The following is a 17,963-nucleotide window of genomic DNA, read 5'->3' on the forward strand; positions in this document are numbered from 1 at the left end:
ATTCAGCCGCCCGGCAAGTCCGTTTGGACCCACTCTCCGCAAACCCACCACTTTTCGCCAAACTCACCACCCGCGCGGGTGGTGAGTTTGGCGATCGGTGGTGGGTTTGCGGGGTGGGCGGGCGTGCGCGGCGGCGGTCAGTGCCGGGCCGTCGGGAGTCGCCACCCGAACTTCAGTCCGAGCAGACGCAGACCGGTGGCGAGGATCGACCCGACCGTCAGCCAGACCCATTGCGGGACGGGGGTGTGGTAGGAACCGACCGCGACGATCGTGGCGCCGAGCAGCGCGGGGATCGCATAGAGGTCCGCGGGCTGGAGAAGCAGCGGGATCTCGTTGGAGATCACATCCCGCAGGACGCCGCCGCCGATTGCGGTCATGAGTCCGACGGCGGTGGCGGCGAACGCGCTCGCTCCGACGTCGACGGCGATCGACGCCCCGGTCGTCGCGAACAGGCCCATTCCGAAGGCGTCGAGGACGAGGATCGACCGGCGTAGTTTCGTGAAGGCCGGATGGAAGGCGAAGACGAGCAGACTGGCGATCGTGCCGGTCAGCGCGTTGCCGAAGCCCTGGACCGACGAGGGTGGGGTGATGCCGAGCAGGACGTCCCGCAGGACCCCGCCACCGGCGCCGGTGAGCACTCCGACGGTCACGATGCCCCACATGTCGAAGTCCTTGCGGACACCGACCATCGCACCGGAGGCCGCGAACACCGCGACACCCGCGAAGTTCAGCACGTCGAGAAGCACCTCAGACCCTCCTCACGACCAGGACGCCGGTCCGCCGACGGCATACGAATGGCCGCCCCCGGTAAACCGGGGACGGCCGTCCGTGTAGAAATCGCGGTGCCGAGGCGGCAACCGGGAAAAGGCTAGCGACGATCCAGATCGATGATGCCCGCGCGAGCGGCCTTCACGAGTCGACGCGGAATCCGCACGGGGACGCCGTTGACCTTTTCTTCCTGCAGTGCGGGGTTTTCCGCCTTCCACTGCGAACGACGGCTACGGGTGTTCGCCCGCGACATCCGGCGCTTCGGTACAGCCATGGTTGAGCCCTTCTCCTACTGTGGTCTGCGTGGCCGCCGGCAACGCTGCGCGTCACCGATCGACCCGAGTCAGTGCGCCTATCGGCCCCCGCGGGCGCGGCACACAACCCGACCAGACTACCTGGCGGGACCGTCCAGCTCCAAAATGGTCATCCGTACGACGCTCCGCAGATCCGCGTCAGATGTACGACCAGGGACTTTCCACTCCCGTGAACACGACGACCAGCCAGTACGCCACCCACATGACGACGATGAACAAGCCGATGACGATGGCCGTCAGCGCGAGGCCGTCGCCGGTCTGCCCACCACCTGACGCCGCGATCTGTCTGCGCGCCACCACGCCGAGTACGAGTCCGACCAGGCCGCCGATGCCGACACACACGAGACCGAGCAGCGAGGCGACCAGCGCAGCCACCGCAAGCGTATTCGTCTTGGGGGTCAGGCCGGGCCGAGGATCATCGCCGAACGCATGCTGTCCGGGTGGCGACCCCGCGGGCGCCTGCTGAGGCGACGGACCGTACCCGGGCCGACCTCCTGGCGCCGGCTGACCGGGCTGTCCGTAGGACCCGCCGTATCCGGGCGGGGTCCCCTGCGGTCCGTACCCGGGCGGCGCCGGCTGCCGGTGACCCTGCTGCCCCGGCCCCTGCTGCCCCGGCCCCTGCCGACCGTAAACCGGCGGCGGGCCGTAACCCGGTTGCGGAGGTCCACCCGGCCCACCGGGACCACCCGGAGGGCGGGTCGAGATCACGCGTGTCGAGTCGTACCCCGACGGTGGCGGACCGGACGGTGTGGGCGGTGCGGTATGACCCTGAGGTGCGCTCCCGGCACTTGCGCCACCAGTGCTGATGACGCGGGTGACACCGTCGGCCGGGCTGTGTGACTGCGGCACCGACGTGCCTTCCGGACCGGCGCCCGGCGTCGAGGTCAGGGGTGTCGAGGTGTCGGGCGACCGGGGGTCCGGCGTCGAGGGCACCGGCTCGGTCGTCTCCTCCGAACCTGCTGGGCGATTGCCGGATTCGCCGAGGAGCTCTGCGGCCGACACCTTCTGCGTCGGCTCCCCCGGAGAAGGATTCGGATCGGGTGCCGAATCCGGCGGTACCTGATCCGACGGGGACTGGGGTGTGGAGGACGGATCGCGCGGATCCCCGCCTCCGGTCGGGTTCGACATCAGGTGCCCTTCCAAGCCGTGCGTCGTCGCGGCGCGAGGATCGTTCATGCACACCCGCGATGGCTGCGCAGGTCACAGAGTAGTGAGAAAACGCCTCGAACTGGGCAGAAGTCGACGATCACCGGCCCGGATCGGCCCGAAATTCGTTCAGTAGTAGTAGACCGAGTCCGTCGAGTTGCCGGCCGCGATCAGGATGATGAACAGCACGATCCACACGATCGCGCCGAGGATTCCCAATGCGCCGGTGATGATGCCGGCGAGGCCCATGCCGGCACCGGTCTGGTTTCCGGCCGACTGCTCCACCTCACGCCGCGACATGAAACCGAGGACGACACCCGCGATTCCGAGGGGCAGCGCGAGCGGGAAGCACGCGGCAAGCATGACCAGGGCGACGATGCCGCAGATGAGTGCGCCGATCGCCTTGCCGTTGGTGCTCTTCTGCGGAGCGCCGTAGCCGTAATCTCCGTAAGGCGCAGCGCCGTAAGGATTCTGGGCACCGTAGGCGGCCGATCCGTAAGCGGGCGCCTGCCCGGCCTGGTAGGGATCGCTGTACTGGCCGTAGCCCGCCCCCGGCGGCTGACCGTACGGATTCTGGTCCTGGCCGTACGGATTCTGGTCCTGACCGTACGGGTTCTGTCCGTATGAGTTCTGGCCGTACGGGTTCTGGCCGTACGGGTTCTGGCCATAGGGGTTCTGCCCATACGGGTTCTGTCCGTACGGATTCTGACCCTGCGGATCGGAGGACGGTCCCGGTTGGTATGTCTGACCGAACTCGGTCGGCGCGTAGTCCGGGGAACCCTGACCCTGGTCACCCTTGTTCAGGTTCGGGCGCGACCCTCCTAACCCGTCCGCCGCCCCGGGGCTCGGCACGGTCCCCCAGTCGTCCTGGCCCTGGCCCGATCCCTGTCCCGGTGGATATGACACCCGTAACCCCCTCGTTCGATCCGATAAATCCGTTCATCACCCTAATGAATAGACTCGAGCGGTGTCTGGCGTCATCTCCGGCTTCACGGTGATCTTCATAGTAGTCGGGGTCGGCTATCTCCTCGGACGGACGCATGTGATCGGCGATCACGCACATGAAGTCCTGTCCCGCTTGGTGTTCTTCGTCTTCACCCCGGCGCTGCTGTTCCATTCGCTGGTCACCACGGACCTGTCGGTCGTCTTCTCCTCGACGCTGGTGATCGCCGGTGGTAGCGCGATGCTCATGGGCGTCATCTACCTCGTGATCGCCAAGCTGTGGTTACGACGCCCCGTCCCGGAACTCGTGATCGGCGCGCTCTCATCGTCGTATGTCAACAGCGTCAATCTCGGCCTCCCGATCGCGATCTTCGTCCTCGACGACGCGTCGTTCATCGCGCCACTGCTGCTGTTCCAGATCGTCATCTACTCCCCGATGGCCCTGTTGGCCCTCGACCTCACCGCCCTCGAACGGAACACCGAGAGGTCGATCGTCCGTGATTCGCTCGTCGCCCCGATCACCAACCCGATCGTCGTCGGCGGCATCGCCGGGCTGTTGGTGTCGGTGCTCGGTGTGATGCCACCGGCGGCAGTGATGTCACCGCTGAAGATGCTCGGTGACGCATCGGTGCCGGCGGCGCTGCTGGCCTTCGGTCTGTCGCTGACCGGCGTCCAGGTGTTCAAGAAGGGTGAGAGCCCGCGCCGCGACATCGCGCTCGCCGCTGCACTGAAGATGGTCGTGATGCCGCTGACGGTGTACGCGATCGCGCGGTGGGGGTTCGGCCAGACCGGCGAGGCGTTGTTCGCCCAGGTCGTGATCGCCGCACTGCCGACCGCGCAGAACGTCCTCGTCTACGCCACCCGCTACCGGCGCGGGCAGATCCTGGCGCGGGACACCGCGCTCATCACCACACTCGCGTCGATCCCGGCCATCGCCGTCATCGCCCTGCTTCTCGCCTGATGACTGCTGACCGCGCGGGCTCGGTCACACGTCGGGATCTTCGCGCGGCGCGACCTTCACCTCGACGCCGCCCATCAGCGCGAGCCCGGTCACGCGCACGACCGGCGCACCCGGCCGTGGCGACTTCTGCGACTTCCCACCGAAGCCGCCCATGATCCCGAGGCCGCCGATCTCGACGGTCACGCCCTCGGGAACCCTGATCTCGACGCCGCCCATGATCGCGATGCACTGGATGGTGAGAACCGGTGCGGTGAACTCGACCTCGCGCAGGTCGATCTCGACGGCCCCCATGATCGCCGTCGCGGTGAGGGCGTCGGCGACCACCGCGGTCCCCGACAATTCGCTACCGGACATGATGGCCAGGCGATGACGCACCGCCGCATCGGAACGCCCACCGGTCACCCGGGGGCCCGGCGACATCGACGGCGCCGGCATCGCCACGCCGAGCTGCGCGATCGGGAGATCATCGGTCAACTCGTCGAGATCGCCGAAGGTCTTGGCCATCATGGCTTTTCCCGCACGCTCCTCGTACTCGACGGGCGAGAGGCTGCCGTGAGCCATGGCTGCGGACAGGATTTCGTGCACCAGTTCCCGGTCGGCGTCGGCGGCACGCAGACGCGCCCGCCGATCGTCGGGTGCGGGGAGATCGCCGGAAGAGGTCACGTCTGGAAACCCTAGTGGCCGCACCGCAGTCAGACCACCCTGATTTCGACCCTGATCCGAACCCGACGACGATCCGCCCACCGCCCGACGCATGTGAGGCATAATTCAGTCACCCCGGACGGACACCCGCCCGACCTACACCGGAGGCGACCCATGGGCCAGCCCTACGATCCCGGTTCGTCCGGCGCGCCGAATCCGTATCAGCCCGGCCCGAACCATCCCGGCCCGTACGGGTACGGCGGTTACCCGCCACCCGCGCCGCCCAAGGACCGGACCGGGATGCGACTCTGGGGCAAGATCCTCACCGCCGTCGGTGTCGTGATCCTCGTCGCATCGGTCGCGATCGGCGTGGTGCTGGCCGTCAGCGGGATCAGCCAGGTGGTCGATCAGGCGGACCAGGCCTTCGTCGTCGACCCACGGGCCGAGCACCGATACGACGCCGGGGACACCTTCGCCCTCTTCCGCCCCGACAACGCCGCGGCGACGCCCTCCTGTGAGATCACCGGACCGGCGGCACTCGAACGCGGTTCCGACGTGACGGCCGAATTCCCCTACGACGGCACCCAGGTTCGGTCCTTCGACTCCTACAAGGTGGTCGAGGCGGGAACCTATTCGTTCCTCTGCAGCGGCCGCGTCGTGGTCGCCACGATCGACCTCGGCGGCATCTTCAGTGGTGTCGGCGGGGTTCTCCTGGCCGTCTTCGGTGGCGGATTCGGCGCCGTCCTCCTGCTGATCGGGATCGTGCTGTGGGCCATCGCCGGACGTAGGCCGCGAACGGCCTGAGCCGACGCCCGCCGGTCAGCCGCGTCGACGACGGCCCTTCCGGGACTTCAGGTAGTCGCCGACCACGGCGGCGCCGAGGCCGTCGACGTCCGGCGCCACGACGCGACCGCCGATCCGGCGCGCGATCTGGTCCATGAAGTGGGCCAGGCCTGGGTCCTCACCGAGACGGAAGAACGTGACCTGCGCGCCGAGCCGGGCGACGTGGTCGAGTTCGCGCACGGTCAACGCGATCGTCTGCGGGTGCGGCGGGTAGAAGAAGAACGGTTCACCACTGGGGTCGAGATGCGCGGTGGGTTCGCCGTCGGTGACCACCAGGACCACCGGTTGTGCGTTCGGGAAGCGACGCAGGTGCCGCTGCGCCAGCAACAGCGCGTGGTGCAGGTTGGTGCCCTGCTCCATCCGCGGTTGCAGTCCGGTCAGTTCCGCGATGTCGATGGACCTCGCGTAGCGGCCGAAGGCGATGAGATGTAGTTCGTCACTGCGGAAGCGGGTCGAGATCAGGTGGTTCAACGCGATCGCGGTGCGCTTCATCGGTGTCCAGCGACCCTCCATCTCCATGGAGAACGAGGTGTCGACGAGCAGCACGACAGCCGCCTGGGTGCGGCTCTCGGTCTCCGCCACCTCGACGTCGCGGACGTCGATCCGCACTCCGGACCGCGCCATCTCCGACGTCGCCAGCGACGGCTCGGTGGTCTCGGAGACAGTGCGCAACACCGCATTCGACACCGTCCGGGTGACATCCCAGGGGTCGGTGTCGCCGAACTCCCATTCGCGGCTGGCACCGGTCGGCTCACCGAGTAGACCGGTGCGCCGGGTCTGACGATCGCCTCGACGTCCCGACAACTGCTCGGCGATGTCGCGGAAGATCGACTGCCCGAGTTGCCGCATCGCCTTGGGACTCAACCGGAGTTGCCCGTCGGCGGCACGGTCGAAGAACCCCTCCTCCGACAGCGCTTTCTCGAGTTCGGCGAGCATCCGCGCGTCGACCGCCGCCTCGTCGCCGAGTTGCCGTGCGAGAGCGTCGAGGTCGATGTCGTCCATCTGCGCTCCGGCGTACTGCTGGGACAGCTGCTCGGACAACGCTTCCAATTCGGAGATGTCGCGGAGCGCCGCGGCACCCTCCCCCAGTCCCATCGGCTGGTCCCCAGAGAACGACTGCGCGTTGTCCCAGTCCAGCCCGGGCCGTGCCGCGCGGAGTTGTGAATCCATCTGCGCGAGTTGACTCATCAGGTCCGGCGAACCGAATGCCTGCTGCGCCAGCTGGTCCAGCTCGGCCTGCTGCTCCGGGGTGAGCGAGTTGTAGAACTGCTGTGCCGCGGCGGCACGCTGGGCCAGCGAGTCGATGAGTTCTTCGGTGTTGCGCGGGTTCTCCGGGAAGAAGTCGCCATGGGCGTCCATGAACTCGTCGAACATCTCCGACGTGTCCTCACCGCGGTTGTGCGCCTCGAGCAGCTCGTTGAGATCTTTGAGCATGTCCGAGACGCGCTGCCGGTCGGCCTCGGTGGCGCCTTCGAGCGCCTCCTTCATGCCGGCGAACCGCTGGTCGAGCAGCTCGCGGCCGAGGAGGTCCTTGATCTTCTCGTAGTCCTGCCGCGCCTGCGGGCTGCGCCAGTTGTACTCCGACAGCTCTTCGACGGCCTGCGCGGTCGACGGCGGGAGGCTGCCGATCTGCATCTCCGCGAACCGCGCGTCGTCGTCGAGATCGCGGGCGAGTTGCTTGCGCTCCTCGAGGACGGCGCGGTCGAGGAGCTCGCGAATCTCGGCGAACGTGCCGTCGAGGTTGCGCTTCTTCAGCAGCTCCTGCCGACGCCGGTTGACCTGTTCCCGGAGCTTGTCGAGGCCGCGCATGTTCGGGGTGCCCCGGCGCAGCAACTCCCGCAGGGCACGCTGCGGCGACGCACCGGCCATGACGTCGTCGCCGATCGTCTCCAGCGCCTCACGCAGGTCGACAGGCGGGGCGAGCGGGTCGGGCCCACCGGTGTACCGCTGGTAGCGCGAACGATGGAAGCTCTTGCGCGCCAATGTGTTCTCCTCAGCCGTAGATGGTCTGGCCGGCCTCGTCGGCTTCCTTGCCGATCCGACGAGCCAGGAACAGACCCTCGAGTGCCAACTCGACGGCACTCGCCCGCTCGCCTTCGATGTCGGCCTCGAGTCGCTCGGCGATCGCGTCGAGCACCTTCCCGGTTGTCTCCGGGGACGGGATCGAGCCCAGGAAGTCGACGGCCCGGACGCGGTCACCGGTCACGACCGGCTCACCGTTCTCGAGGGCGTCGACGAGCGCCGCCATGTCGATTCCGCCGAGATGTGCGCGGACGGTGTCGGCGACGGACTTGCGCATGAGGTGCTCGAGGATCTCCAGCTCGCGCCCCTCCTCACCGGACTCGAATTCGATCTTGCCGCGCAGCACCTCGACCACCGACTCGAGATCGACGACACGCGCGACCGCCTGGTCCTCGCCGGTGACCGTCGCGCGGTGAAGTGCCGCAGCGGCAACGGTTTCGGCTCCGGCGATCGAGAAGCGTGCGGAGACACCCGAGCGCTGGTCGATGGACGGGTGGTCGCGGGCATAGCGGGTGAACCGCGCCAGGATCTCGACGATGAAGGTCGGGACACTGGCGGTGAGGTCGGCCTCCTGCTCGATGACGGCGACCTCGTCGTCGAGTTCGAGCGGGTAGTGCGTGCGGATCTCGGCGCCGAAGCGGTCCTTCAGCGGAGTGATGATGCGACCGCGGTTGGTGTAGTCCTCCGGGTTCGCACTCGCCATCACGAGCACGTCGAGCGGGAGCCGCAGCGTGTAGCCGCGGACCTGGATGTCACGCTCCTCCATCACGTTGAGCATCGAGACCTGGATGCGCTCGGCCAGATCCGGCAACTCGTTGATCGCGACGATCCCGCGATGTGCACGCGGGATGAGGCCGAAGTGGATGGTCTCCGGATCACCCAGACTGCGACCCTCGGCCACCTTCATCGGGTCGATGTCGCCGACGAGGTCGGCCACCGAGGTGTCGGGGGTGGCGAGCTTCTCGCTGTAGCGCTGCGAGCGGTGACGCCATTCGATCGGCAGATCGTCGAGCAGGTTCGCGGCCTTGCGGATCGACGCGGGGGTGATCGGCTCGTACGGATGCTCGCCGAGCTCTGATCCGGCGATCACCGGCGTCCACTCGTCGAGGAGTCCGACGAGGGTGCGCAGGATGCGGGTCTTGCCCTGTCCGCGCTCGCCGAGCATCACGACGTCGTGACCTGCGATGAGCGCACGCTCGAGCTGCGGGATGACGGTGGCCTCGAAGCCGACGATCCCCGGCCACGGGTCGCGGCGCTCCCGCAGTGCGGTCAGCAGGTTGTTGCGGATCTCGTCGCGCACACTGCGCTGCACATGGCCGCTGGCACGCAGTTCACCCAGGGTGCGGGGTGAAGGATGGCGGGTTTCGGTCGACTGAGAACCATGGGTGGTGAAATTGTCCTCTGGCACGTGATCCACGCTACTCCGAGTTGTGATGTGCGTGCGTGGTGTCGGGTGGTCACCAGGGGCTTCGACGCGGTGCCTCGCTGCGCTCGGTACCGGCTCAGCCGACAGGGGCCGGAGCTTCGACGCGGTGCCTCGCTGCGCTCGGTACCGGCTCAGCCGACAGGACAACGCCTCCCCGCCGGCGGAGCATCCCCACTCTGCTCCCCGAGGAGCCCGGAGCCTGCGGAGGGCGTCTCGAGGGGCGGCGGGGGGCTTCGACGCGGTGCCTCGCTGCGCTCGGTACCGGCTCAGCCGGCAGTGGGCTCAGCCGGCAGTGGGGTCCCGGCCGATGAAGCCCATCAGGCGGCTGACGGTGTCGGCATCGACGGGCACGTCGACGGCGGGTCCGTACTGACCCGAACTCCGCAGCAACTCGTCGATGGGGATCATCCCGTCGAGCAGCACCTGCGCATAGGCGGTGTCGAGGTCGGGGGTCGCGCCCTGCGACCGGGCGAGGTCCCAGGTGTGCATGAAGACGTCGGCGGTGTAGAACCGGTCGACCGCGTCGGCGAGGCGGTGCTCCCCCGCCATCGGGTGGGTGAAGGTCTCCCGCGCCGCCGGCCCGTCGAGCAGTTCTTGCACCGCTGCCGCATGCGCCGACCATGCACCCGCCGGGTCGTCGGCGACCGCGGGCCCGCCCGGCAACCGCACGCCCCCGGCGTCGAGGAACCCGGTGAACCAGTCGACGAGGTGCGCCACGACATCGCGCGCGACCCAGCCGTCGACCGGTGTCGGCGCCTCCCAGTCGGAGACGTCGGCGATCACGTCGGCGAATCCGGCCGCGACCGCACGGTGCCGGTCGGCGGCGTCGAGTTCTGCCAGTGCCATGGTTCTACAGCTCACCGGACTCGAGCAGCCCGTCGAGGGCGGCATACCCCTCGTTGACGCCGACCTCCATGCCCGACGCGAGCCAGCCGTCGCGGGCTTCGAAACTGTCGCAGAGGGATTGGGCGTGCAGGCGCGTCGTGCCGTCGCCGCCGTCCTCGAACCACAGCGTCTCCAGCGACACCTGGTCGGGCATCCCGAGAAAGGTGAAGGTCTGCACGATCTTGTCCTCACCCACGGTGTGGAAGCAGCCGCGGAAGCCGAACTCCTGACCCTCGTGGGTCGAGACGTAGCGCCAGCTGCCGCCGTCGCGCACGTCCCATTCGAGGATCCGGCTGGTGATGGCGTCGGGGCCGATCCAGCGGACGAACAGATCGGGATCGGTGTGCGCCTTCATCAGCTGGGCGGGGGTGCCACGGAAGTCGCGGGTGATCCGGATGATCGGGACCTCCTTGTCGGCTTCGATGGCGGCCTCGGGATAGCGGGTCTGCGTGGTGCTCATGACGCCTTTCCTTTCCTCGTTGTCGTGTCGTTTTCGGTTGTCTTGTCGTTCTCGGCCTCGGGACGTTCCGCCTCGGGTCCGTCGTTCATCTCTGCGAGCAGTACGTCGAGTCGCTGGTAGCGCTCTTCCGCCCGCCGTCGGTACCGCTCGATCCATTTGGTCATGAGGTCGAACACCTCGGCTTCCAGATGGACCGGACGTCTCTGCGCCTCCCGGGTTCGGGTCACCAGGCCGGCGTCCTCGAGCACCTTCAGGTGCTTGGAGACCGCCTGGATGCTGACGTCGTAGGGCTCGGCGAGCTGGCTGACCGTCGCGTCGGAGACCGCCAGCCGCGCGACCATGTCGCGTCGGGTGGGGTCCGCGAGTGCGGCGAACACCTTCGACAGCTCGTCTGCCATTCTCGTCCTCCTCAACCGTTCGGTTGAATACAACGATGCGCCGACCACGGATCGTTGTCAACCCCTCGGTTGAATACGAGGACAAAAAGAAACCGTATGACGTTGTGCCCGGATTCCGGGCACAACGTCATACGGATCTCGAAGGTCGGCTCAGGCGGGTCCGACGGGCGCGTCGCCGCGCAGCGTGATGCGGTGCATCACCCGGCGGTTGTCGCCGTAGTCGCGGTTGGCGTAGTGCAGCGTGTTGCGGTTGTCCCACAGCGCGAGATCACCCAGACGCCAGCGGTGGCGGACGATGTGCTCGGGCTTGGTGATGTGCGCGTAGAGCAGGTCGAGGATGCCGCGGCTCTCGGCCTCCGACACGCCCTCGATGTGCGAGGTGAAGCCCGGGTTGACGAACAGCGACTTGCGGCCGGTCTCCGGATGCACCCGCACCACCGGATGGCTCACGGGCACCAGTTCGGTGACTTCCCTTCCTTCCCAGGTGTTTCCGCGACCATTGCGACGCTGCGCGAGATAGTAGCCGAACTCGCGGCTGCCGTCGTGTACCGCGGTCAGACCGTCGACGAGGCGTCGGATCGGCTCGGACAGCGACAGATACGCGAGTTCGGCGTCGGCCCAGTTGGTGTCGCCGCCGTTGCGCGGCAACACGACCGGACGCAGGATCGAACCCATCGGCGGACGCGGCATGAAGGTCACGTCGGTGTGCCAGACGTCGGCGAAACCGTTGTCGGCGCTGTCGAGTTCGTAGACCTCGTCCGGGACGTCGCCGGAGTCCCAGACCGGGTGGCCGAAGGTGAGGTCACCCAACCGATTTCCGAACTCGATGTGTGACGCGTCGTCGAGCTGCTGGTCCCGCAGCACGATCACCTTGTACTCGATCAGCGCCGCCCGGACGGCTCGCACCTCGTCGTCCGACGCCGCGGCGACGTCGAGACCGCGGATCTCGGCACCGAAGGTGGGACCGAACTCGTCGACGTCGAGTTCGACGCCCGAGGAGACGATGCCTGCGGTGGGAGCGGAGGCCCGGGCGGGAGCGGTGCGGACGTCAGGAACGGGATGGGAGATGGTCATGATGGTTCCTTCTCGAAGAGGGCCGGAGGTGGCGAGGAGCAACAGCCGCCGGCGGGGATCCGTGGTGGGAGCCGTCAGACCAGTTCATCGAGTGGATCGTCATCAGACGCAGAGACTCCGTCCCGGCCGCCGGCCCCGTACACGACGAGCGCGACGAGCAGTCGCGGTGCGGGGCAGACGGTGTGGAAACGGACACCCGTTCTGTCTAATCGCCTGTCACCGAATCGGACAGGGTTCGGCCCAGGCTGAGAAAAACATCCCCTCTGGGCCGTCAGACCGCCGCCTCCTTGACCGCTGCGCTCACCTCGGCGCGCAGCGCGGCGTACTCGGGAGATCCACGCAGCTCGTCGGGTGTCGCCCCGGTCCGCGGCAACGGGGAGCTCAGGTCGAGGGCCACCCGCCCCGGCCGTCGGCTGAGCACGACGATCCGGCTGCCGAGAAAGGCTGCCTCGTCGGCACTGTGGGTCACGAACACGTTCGTTCGTCCCGAATCCGTGCTCACCGCCCGCAGATCCTCCTGCAGCCGTTCACGAGTCAGCGCGTCGAGCGCCGCGAACGGTTCGTCCAGCAGGAGCAGTGACGTCTCGGCGGCGAGCGCCCGCGCGATGGCGACGCGTTGCTGCTGTCCGCCCGAGATCTCCCAGATCCGCCGTCCCGCGGTGTCGTCGAGCCCCACGCGGTGCAGCAACTCGTCCCGACGAGCCGTTCGCTCCGCCTTCGGAACCCGCGCGTACTTGAGTGCGAGGTCGACGTTGCCGCCGACGGTCCGCCACGGGAACAGGCGGGGCTGCTGGAAGACGACGCCGGCGGTGCCACCCGGAACAGGTGCTCCCCCGGATACCTTGACCTGCCCGGAGGTCGCGGGCTCGAAGCCCGCGATCAGCCGGAGCAGGGTCGACTTCCCGCAACCCGACGCCCCGACCAGGACGAGGAACTCACCGGGCGGCACCTCGAGGTCCACCGGACCGACTGCGGTGACGGCGTCGACCCCGGAGCCGTAGGTCCGCGTGACGTCGCGCAGACTGATCGATCCGGTTCGGTCGCTCGTCGGTACCGCGACCCGGTCGGCATCGACAACCTGGCTACTGCTGTTCGACGACACCCGGTAACCCCTTGGTGTAGATGGCGTCCTGGAAGGTCTTCAGCGGCGGGGCCGACGGGATCTGCTGCTGTTCGGCAAGGAATTCGGCGGCGCTGTGCAGGTTCTCGGAGAGGTTGCCCGGGTTGCCCTCGGTGCCGAGCCAGGTCGGTGAGGTCAGTTCCGCTACGGTCAGGTAGGTGCCCTGTTTCAGCTGGTTCGACGCATCCTCGGGCGTCGTGTTGAGCTGTGCCGCAATGGCCTCCGCCGCTGCCTGCGGATCGTCCTTGATCAGGGTGAGAGCGCGGGCCTGGATCTTGCGCCAGGTGTCGACGACCTCCGGGTGCGCATCGGCGAACTCGGTCGAGACGACGCCGAGGTCGAGTGTCGGCTTGCCGGCGGTGGCGAGCTGACGGCTGGCGATGATCGTCGTGCCGTCCTTGCGGAGTTCGTCGAGAGTGGGCAACCAGGTGTAGACCGCGTCGACGTCGCCGCGTTGCCACGCGGCCAGCGAGGCCTGCGGCTGCAGATCGATCAGGTCGACGTCCTTGGGGTCGATACCGGCCTGGTGCAGCGCCGCGAGCAGGCTGTAGTGCGCCGTGGACGCGAAGGCGGTGGCGACGCGCTTGCCTTTCAGATCGGCGACCGTGGCGATCCCGGTGCCGTTGCGGGCGACGAGCGCCTCGTTGTCGCCGGCCACGTCGAGGACGAAGGCGACCTGGTACGGGATGTTCAGCGGCGCGGACAGGCCCCGGGCCACGGGGCTCGACCCGATGGCGCCGAAGTCGATCTCCTTGGCGACGAAGGCAGTGTTGATGTCGGCGCCGGAGTCGAACTTGGTCCACTTGATGTTGTAGTCCGGCAGCGCCTCCTCGAGCCAGCCGTTGTTCTTGACGATCAGGTCGCCGCTCGGGAACGACTGATAGGCAAGACGGATCGTCGGCTTGCTGCTGTCTTCGGAGTTGCCCACCGAGCATCCGGCGAGAACGAGCAGCGCCGCTGCCAGCACTCCGAGCAGTGCGCTCACCGAGCGCGCTCCCCTATTGTTGATTGTCATTGCGTGTCAGACCTTTCCGCGCCACGGCACCACTCGATGCTCGATTGTTCGAAGAAGCCCGTCGATGATCAGTCCGGACAGACCGATGGCGATGATGCCGACCAGGACGACGGGGGTGTTGTTGTAGTTGCTGGCGTCCTTGACCACGCCACCGATTCCGGGGATGCCGTTGAACAGTTCGGCGGCGACCACCGACGAGTAGGCAATGCCGACCGAGAGCCTTATGCCGGTGAAGGTCTCCGGCAGCGCCGACGGTACGACGACGTCGCGGATCACCTCTGCCCGTGAAGCGCCGAGCGCTCGGGCGGCCTCGATCAGCGTCACCGGTGCGGCACTGACCGCCGCGGTGGTCGCGACCGCCGCCGGCGGCAGCGCGGCCAGCGCGAGCAGGGTGATCTTGGGGGCCTCGTCGATGCCCAGCCAGATCACGAGCAGGAAGAAATAGGCCAGCGGCGGCAACGCGCGCAGGAAGGTCAGCCACGGTTCGAGCAGACGTCGCAGCCACACGACCGTGCCCATCGCCAGCCCCAGCAGGACACCGAGGACAACGCCGATCACGACACCCGCGAACACGCGACGCAGCGTCATGTACAGGTGTTCCCACCAGTAGTAATCGGCGTAACCGCGAACACCGTTGTGCGTGGTCGACATGTCGACGAAGGCCTGCCACACGGTTCCCAGACGTGGGACGAACGTCTCACTCCAGATGCCGCTGACGGCGACGAGCTGCCAGGCGACGCCGAAGACGACGACCGACAGCAACGGCAGTCCGACTCGGGCGGCCACCGATCGCAGACGCGACGATCCACCGGTTGGTTTCGGTTCCGAACGGCCCCCCGGCACGGCGTCGGGAACGATGTCCACGAACAAAGTCACCGTGCATGTCTAGAGTCCCGGACTGCCCAGGGCCAGAGTTTTCGTCGCGGCAACGAAAAAGGCGCGCCGGTGCGGGATTTGCGGCGCCGGTGTGCTTTCATCCCCCGGGCCGGACCGGTTCGGGCCCGACGACACGAACTCAGCCGACCGCGAGCCACACCGCGAGGCCGAGCCCGCACAGTCCGACGACGATCCGCAACGGACCGGCGGGCAGACGCTTGACCACCGGCGGCCCGCACCAGCCGCCGAGGAGGCAGCCGATCGCCATCGCGAGCGCGGCCCACCAGTCCACCGGCCCGAAGATCATGAACCCGACCGCGGCGACGGCGTTGGCGACCCCGAGGAAGACCGACTTCGACAGTGCCGCACGCCATAACGGCTCACTGGTGACCACCAGCATCAGCGCCAGGATCATGATGCCCGCACCCGCACCGAAGTAGCCGCCGTAGATGCAGATCAGCGTCAGTCCCAGGATGAAGATCCACGGGCGTTCGGCGTGCGAGGTCGCCCACCGACGCAGGACCGGTTGCACGAGAAGCGCGATGGCGGCGATCGCCACCAGGAACGGGACCAGCGCCTCGAATGCCTCGGCAGGCGTGACGAGAAGTAGTGCTGCGCCGATCGTTCCGCCGACGAGTGCGGCGAACAGTCCGATGACTAGGCGTCGGCGATCGCCGTCGAGCAGGGCCCTACCCGACTGGGCGGTGCTGCCGACCCCGACCGCGACGAGTGCGACCGTGTTGGTCACGTTCGCCGCGATCGGGGTGAGACCGACCGCGAGAAGTGCGGGATAGCTGACGATGGACGCCAGTCCGGTGATGTATCCGATCAGACCCGCGCCGAAACCGGCGACGACGAGTAGTGCGAGATCAGTGAGCGAAATGGCGGGCCCCGGTGAGGTAGAGCGTCACGCCCGCCTCGTCGGCCGCCTCGATGACCTCGTTGTCACGAATGGAACCGCCCGGCTGCACGACCGCCTTGACGCCCGCGGACAGCAGCACCTGGAGACCATCCGGGAACGGGAAGAAGGCGTCGGACGCACCGACACTGCCCGAGGCGCGGTCACCGGCACGCTGAACGGCGAGATGGGCGGAGTCGACACGGTTGACCTGCCCCATGCCGACGCCGACCGAGGCACCGTCGGCGGCCAGCAGGATCGCGTTCGACTTCACCGAACGACAAGCGCGCCAGGCGAATTCGAGATCCGCGAGAGTCTGGGCGTCGGCCGGCGGACCGGCGACCAGGTTCCAGTTGGCGGGGTTGTCGCCCTCGGCGTCGAGGACGTCGCGCTGCTGCATCAGCAGACCACCGGAGACCGGCTTGGTCTCGATGCCGGTGGCCGACGGCGGTGTTGCCACCAGCACACGGATGTTCTTCTTGCGCGTGAGCACCGAGAGCGCGCCATCGGCGAAGCCGGGCGCAACGACGACCTCGGTGAAGATCTCGGCGACCTGCTCGGCCATCTCGACGGTGATCTCGCGGTTCGCGGCGATCACGCCGCCATAGGCGCTGACCGGATCGCAGGCGTGGGCCTTGCGGTGTGCCTCGGCGATGTCAGCACCGACGGCGATGCCGCACGGGTTGGCGTGCTTGATGATCGCGACCGCCGGCGCGTCGAAGTCGTACGCGGCACGCCAGGCGGCGTCGGCGTCGGTGTAGTTGTTGTAGCTCATCTCCTTGCCGTGCAACTGCTCGGCGGTGGCGAGGCCGCCTTCCCCGGCGTTGCCGACGTAGAGGGCGGCGGCCTGGTGCGGGTTCTCGCCGTAACGCAGGACGGCCGAGCGGTTCCAGGTGGCACCCGCCCAGATCGGGAACTGCGAATCATCCTCCGGTGCGACCACGCTCGACATCCATGAGGCGACGGCCACGTCGTAGTCGGCGGTGTGCCGGAACGCCTTGGCGGCCAGCTTCTTCCGATCGGCGAGAGTGAAGCCGCCGGCCGAGATCGCCTCGGTCACCAGACCGTAGTCACCGGGGCTGGTCACGACGGCCACCGACGGGTGGTTCTTGGCGGCACCGCGCACCATCGACGGGCCGCCGATGTCGATCTGCTCGATACACTCGTCGGGGGTCGCGCCCGAGGCGACGGTCGCGGTGAACGGGTAGAGATTCACGACGACGAGATCGAATGCGTCGACACCCAACTCGGCCAGCTGGGCGACGTGCTCGTCCTTGCGGGTGTCGGCGAGGATTCCCGCGTGCACCTTGGGGTGCAGGGTCTTCACCCGGCCGTCGAGGCACTCGGGGAAGCCGGTCAAGGTCGACACCTCGACGACGGGGACACCGGCGTCGGCGATGGTCTTGGCGGTCGAGCCCGTCGAGACGATCTCCACACCGGCGGCCTGGAGTGCGGTCGCGAGATCGGCCAGGCCGCTCTTGTCGTAGACACTCACCAGAGCACGCCGAATGGGTCGGCGGGCGCTGTCAGCGGGCTGTGCGTTCACGGGATGCGGGCCTTTCGTCCATCGATGACTACTCCACGGGTGACCAGTGCGGTCACCACTTCGGCGAGCAACACGCGCTCGACCGTTTTGATGCGTTCGTGCAAGGTGTCGACGGTGTCGTCGTCGTCGACCGTGACCACCTGCTGGGCCAGGATCGGGCCGGTGTCGACGCCTTCGTCCACGAGGTGGACGGTCGCGCCGGTGACCTTGACGCCGTAGTCGAGTGCCTCGGGCACACCGTGCGCGCCCGGGAACGCCGGCAGCAGCGCGGGATGGCTGTTGACGATTCGTCCACCGAACCGTTCGAGGAAGGCCGGACCGAGGATCTTCATGAATCCCGCGGTGACCACCCAGCCCGGATCGATCGCCGCGACGGCGTCGGTGAGTGCCTGATCCCAGGCGGACCGATCGTCATGGTCGCCGACGCGACAGGTGATCAACGGGATCTCGTTGCGTTGCGCGATCTCCTGGGCTCGACAGACGCGATCGACCACGATGGCCGCGACCGTGAACGGAGCGTCGTCGGCGGCGGCACGGGCGAGCAGCGACTCGAGCAGGGAACCGGTGCCCGACGCCATCACCACGACAGGTGTTGGTGCAGGCGCGGTCTCCGAAGTCACGCCTGCG

19 protein-coding genes are annotated in these 17,963 nt (G+C 67.9%); 2 read left to right on the plus strand and 17 right to left on the minus strand.

All coding sequences use genetic code 11. The features are described 5' to 3' along the window. Positions 1-137: 137 nt before the first annotated feature. From NWF34_RS12385 to NWF34_RS12400, 4 genes are all read right to left on the minus strand, one after another. The gene (locus tag NWF34_RS12385; protein ID WP_258325159.1) at positions 138-746 is read right to left on the minus strand and encodes a trimeric intracellular cation channel family protein; all 609 of its coding nucleotides are present in this window, start codon (positions 744-746) and stop codon (positions 138-140) included. 122 nt (positions 747-868) lie between these two features. Further along, positions 869-1,042 (minus strand): 50S ribosomal protein L32, encoded by a 174-nt coding sequence (rpmF, locus tag NWF34_RS12390; RefSeq protein ID WP_005193867.1) that lies wholly within the window; start codon positions 1,040-1,042, stop codon positions 869-871. Between the two features lie 178 nt (positions 1,043-1,220). Beyond that, positions 1,221-2,258 (minus strand): DUF4190 domain-containing protein, encoded by a 1,038-nt coding sequence (locus NWF34_RS12395; protein WP_258325160.1) that lies wholly within the window; start codon positions 2,256-2,258, stop codon positions 1,221-1,223. A gap of 99 nt (positions 2,259-2,357) precedes the next feature. After that, a complete protein-coding gene (locus NWF34_RS12400; protein ID WP_258325161.1) occupies positions 2,358-3,134 on the minus strand; it encodes a DUF4190 domain-containing protein in 777 nt (258 codons plus the stop codon). Positions 3,135-3,195: 61 nt separating this feature from the next. Here NWF34_RS12400 and NWF34_RS12405 point away from each other — a divergent pair, with 61 nt between their 5' ends. Further along, entirely contained in the window at positions 3,196-4,131 is a 936-nt protein-coding gene (locus NWF34_RS12405) for an AEC family transporter (protein ID WP_258325162.1), read from the plus strand. Positions 4,132-4,155: 24 nt separating this feature from the next. On the opposite strand, the gene NWF34_RS12410 is transcribed toward NWF34_RS12405, so the two are convergent. Then, entirely contained in the window at positions 4,156-4,794 is a 639-nt protein-coding gene (locus NWF34_RS12410) for a DUF1707 domain-containing protein (RefSeq protein WP_258325163.1), read from the minus strand. A gap of 153 nt (positions 4,795-4,947) precedes the next feature. Here NWF34_RS12410 and NWF34_RS12415 point away from each other — a divergent pair, with 153 nt between their 5' ends. Continuing rightward, positions 4,948-5,577, plus strand: coding sequence for a hypothetical protein (locus tag NWF34_RS12415; protein ID WP_258325164.1), 630 nt, complete (start codon positions 4,948-4,950; stop codon positions 5,575-5,577). 15 nt (positions 5,578-5,592) lie between these two features. Here NWF34_RS12415 and NWF34_RS12420 read toward each other — a convergent pair whose 3' ends face one another. From NWF34_RS12420 to purN, 12 genes are all read right to left on the minus strand, one after another. After that, a complete protein-coding gene (locus NWF34_RS12420) occupies positions 5,593-7,599 on the minus strand; it encodes a VWA domain-containing protein (RefSeq protein WP_258325165.1) in 2,007 nt (668 codons plus the stop codon). 10 nt (positions 7,600-7,609) lie between these two features. After that, positions 7,610-9,055, minus strand: a complete 1,446-nt coding sequence (locus tag NWF34_RS12425) for a sigma 54-interacting transcriptional regulator (protein WP_258325166.1) — start codon at positions 9,053-9,055, stop codon at positions 7,610-7,612. 291 nt (positions 9,056-9,346) lie between these two features. Continuing rightward, positions 9,347-9,910, minus strand: coding sequence for a maleylpyruvate isomerase N-terminal domain-containing protein (locus tag NWF34_RS12430; RefSeq protein WP_258325167.1), 564 nt, complete (start codon positions 9,908-9,910; stop codon positions 9,347-9,349). 4 nt (positions 9,911-9,914) lie between these two features. After that, positions 9,915-10,409, minus strand: coding sequence for an SRPBCC family protein (locus tag NWF34_RS12435; protein WP_258325168.1), 495 nt, complete (start codon positions 10,407-10,409; stop codon positions 9,915-9,917). Then, positions 10,406-10,807, minus strand: coding sequence for a helix-turn-helix transcriptional regulator (locus NWF34_RS12440; RefSeq protein ID WP_258325169.1), 402 nt, complete (start codon positions 10,805-10,807; stop codon positions 10,406-10,408). The genes NWF34_RS12435 and NWF34_RS12440 overlap by 4 nt, the downstream gene beginning before the upstream one ends. Positions 10,808-10,957: 150 nt before the next feature. Continuing rightward, positions 10,958-11,881: a TauD/TfdA family dioxygenase gene (locus NWF34_RS12445; protein WP_258325170.1), complete on the minus strand. Its 924-nt coding sequence runs from the start codon at positions 11,879-11,881 to the stop codon at positions 10,958-10,960. Between the two features lie 271 nt (positions 11,882-12,152). Further along, positions 12,153-12,983 (minus strand): ABC transporter ATP-binding protein, encoded by an 831-nt coding sequence (locus tag NWF34_RS12450; protein WP_258325171.1) that lies wholly within the window; start codon positions 12,981-12,983, stop codon positions 12,153-12,155. Next, positions 12,964-14,016 (minus strand): ABC transporter substrate-binding protein, encoded by a 1,053-nt coding sequence (locus NWF34_RS12455; protein ID WP_258325172.1) that lies wholly within the window; start codon positions 14,014-14,016, stop codon positions 12,964-12,966. Before NWF34_RS12455 ends, NWF34_RS12450 begins: the two co-directional genes overlap by 20 nt. Positions 14,017-14,022: 6 nt before the next feature. Next, entirely contained in the window at positions 14,023-14,892 is an 870-nt protein-coding gene (locus NWF34_RS12460) for an ABC transporter permease (protein ID WP_258325173.1), read from the minus strand. A 139-nt stretch (positions 14,893-15,031) separates the two neighbouring features. Beyond that, a complete protein-coding gene (locus NWF34_RS12465) occupies positions 15,032-15,775 on the minus strand; it encodes a sulfite exporter TauE/SafE family protein (RefSeq protein WP_258325232.1) in 744 nt (247 codons plus the stop codon). Next, a complete protein-coding gene (gene purH / locus NWF34_RS12470; protein WP_258325174.1) occupies positions 15,762-17,336 on the minus strand; it encodes a bifunctional phosphoribosylaminoimidazolecarboxamide formyltransferase/IMP cyclohydrolase in 1,575 nt (524 codons plus the stop codon). The genes NWF34_RS12465 and purH overlap by 14 nt, the downstream gene beginning before the upstream one ends. After that, a complete protein-coding gene (purN, locus tag NWF34_RS12475; RefSeq protein WP_258325175.1) occupies positions 17,333-17,956 on the minus strand; it encodes a phosphoribosylglycinamide formyltransferase in 624 nt (207 codons plus the stop codon). Before purN ends, purH begins: the two co-directional genes overlap by 4 nt. Between the last annotated feature and the right edge of the window lie 7 nt (positions 17,957-17,963).

The organism is Gordonia sp. GONU (assembly GCF_024733855.1).
In the GTDB taxonomy this organism is placed as follows: domain Bacteria; phylum Actinomycetota; class Actinomycetes; order Mycobacteriales; family Mycobacteriaceae; genus Gordonia; species Gordonia amicalis.

Excerpts from the sequence above, each read along its gene's own strand:
- NWF34_RS12415 (WP_258325164.1), top strand. The coding sequence starts at position 4,948 with ATGGGCCAGCCCTACGATCCCGGTTCGTCCGGCGCGCCGAATCCGTAT.
- NWF34_RS12395 (WP_258325160.1), bottom strand. The coding sequence starts at position 2,258 with ATGAACGATCCTCGCGCCGCGACGACGCACGGCTTGGAAGGGCACCTG.
- NWF34_RS12445 (WP_258325170.1), bottom strand. The coding sequence starts at position 11,881 with ATGACCATCTCCCATCCCGTTCCTGACGTCCGCACCGCTCCCGCCCGG.
- NWF34_RS12435 (WP_258325168.1), bottom strand. The coding sequence starts at position 10,409 with ATGAGCACCACGCAGACCCGCTATCCCGAGGCCGCCATCGAAGCCGAC.
- NWF34_RS12430 (WP_258325167.1), bottom strand. The coding sequence starts at position 9,910 with ATGGCACTGGCAGAACTCGACGCCGCCGACCGGCACCGTGCGGTCGCG.
- NWF34_RS12440 (WP_258325169.1), bottom strand. The coding sequence starts at position 10,807 with ATGGCAGACGAGCTGTCGAAGGTGTTCGCCGCACTCGCGGACCCCACC.
- rpmF (WP_005193867.1), bottom strand. The coding sequence starts at position 1,042 with ATGGCTGTACCGAAGCGCCGGATGTCGCGGGCGAACACCCGTAGCCGT.
- NWF34_RS12455 (WP_258325172.1), bottom strand. The coding sequence starts at position 14,016 with ATGACAATCAACAATAGGGGAGCGCGCTCGGTGAGCGCACTGCTCGGA.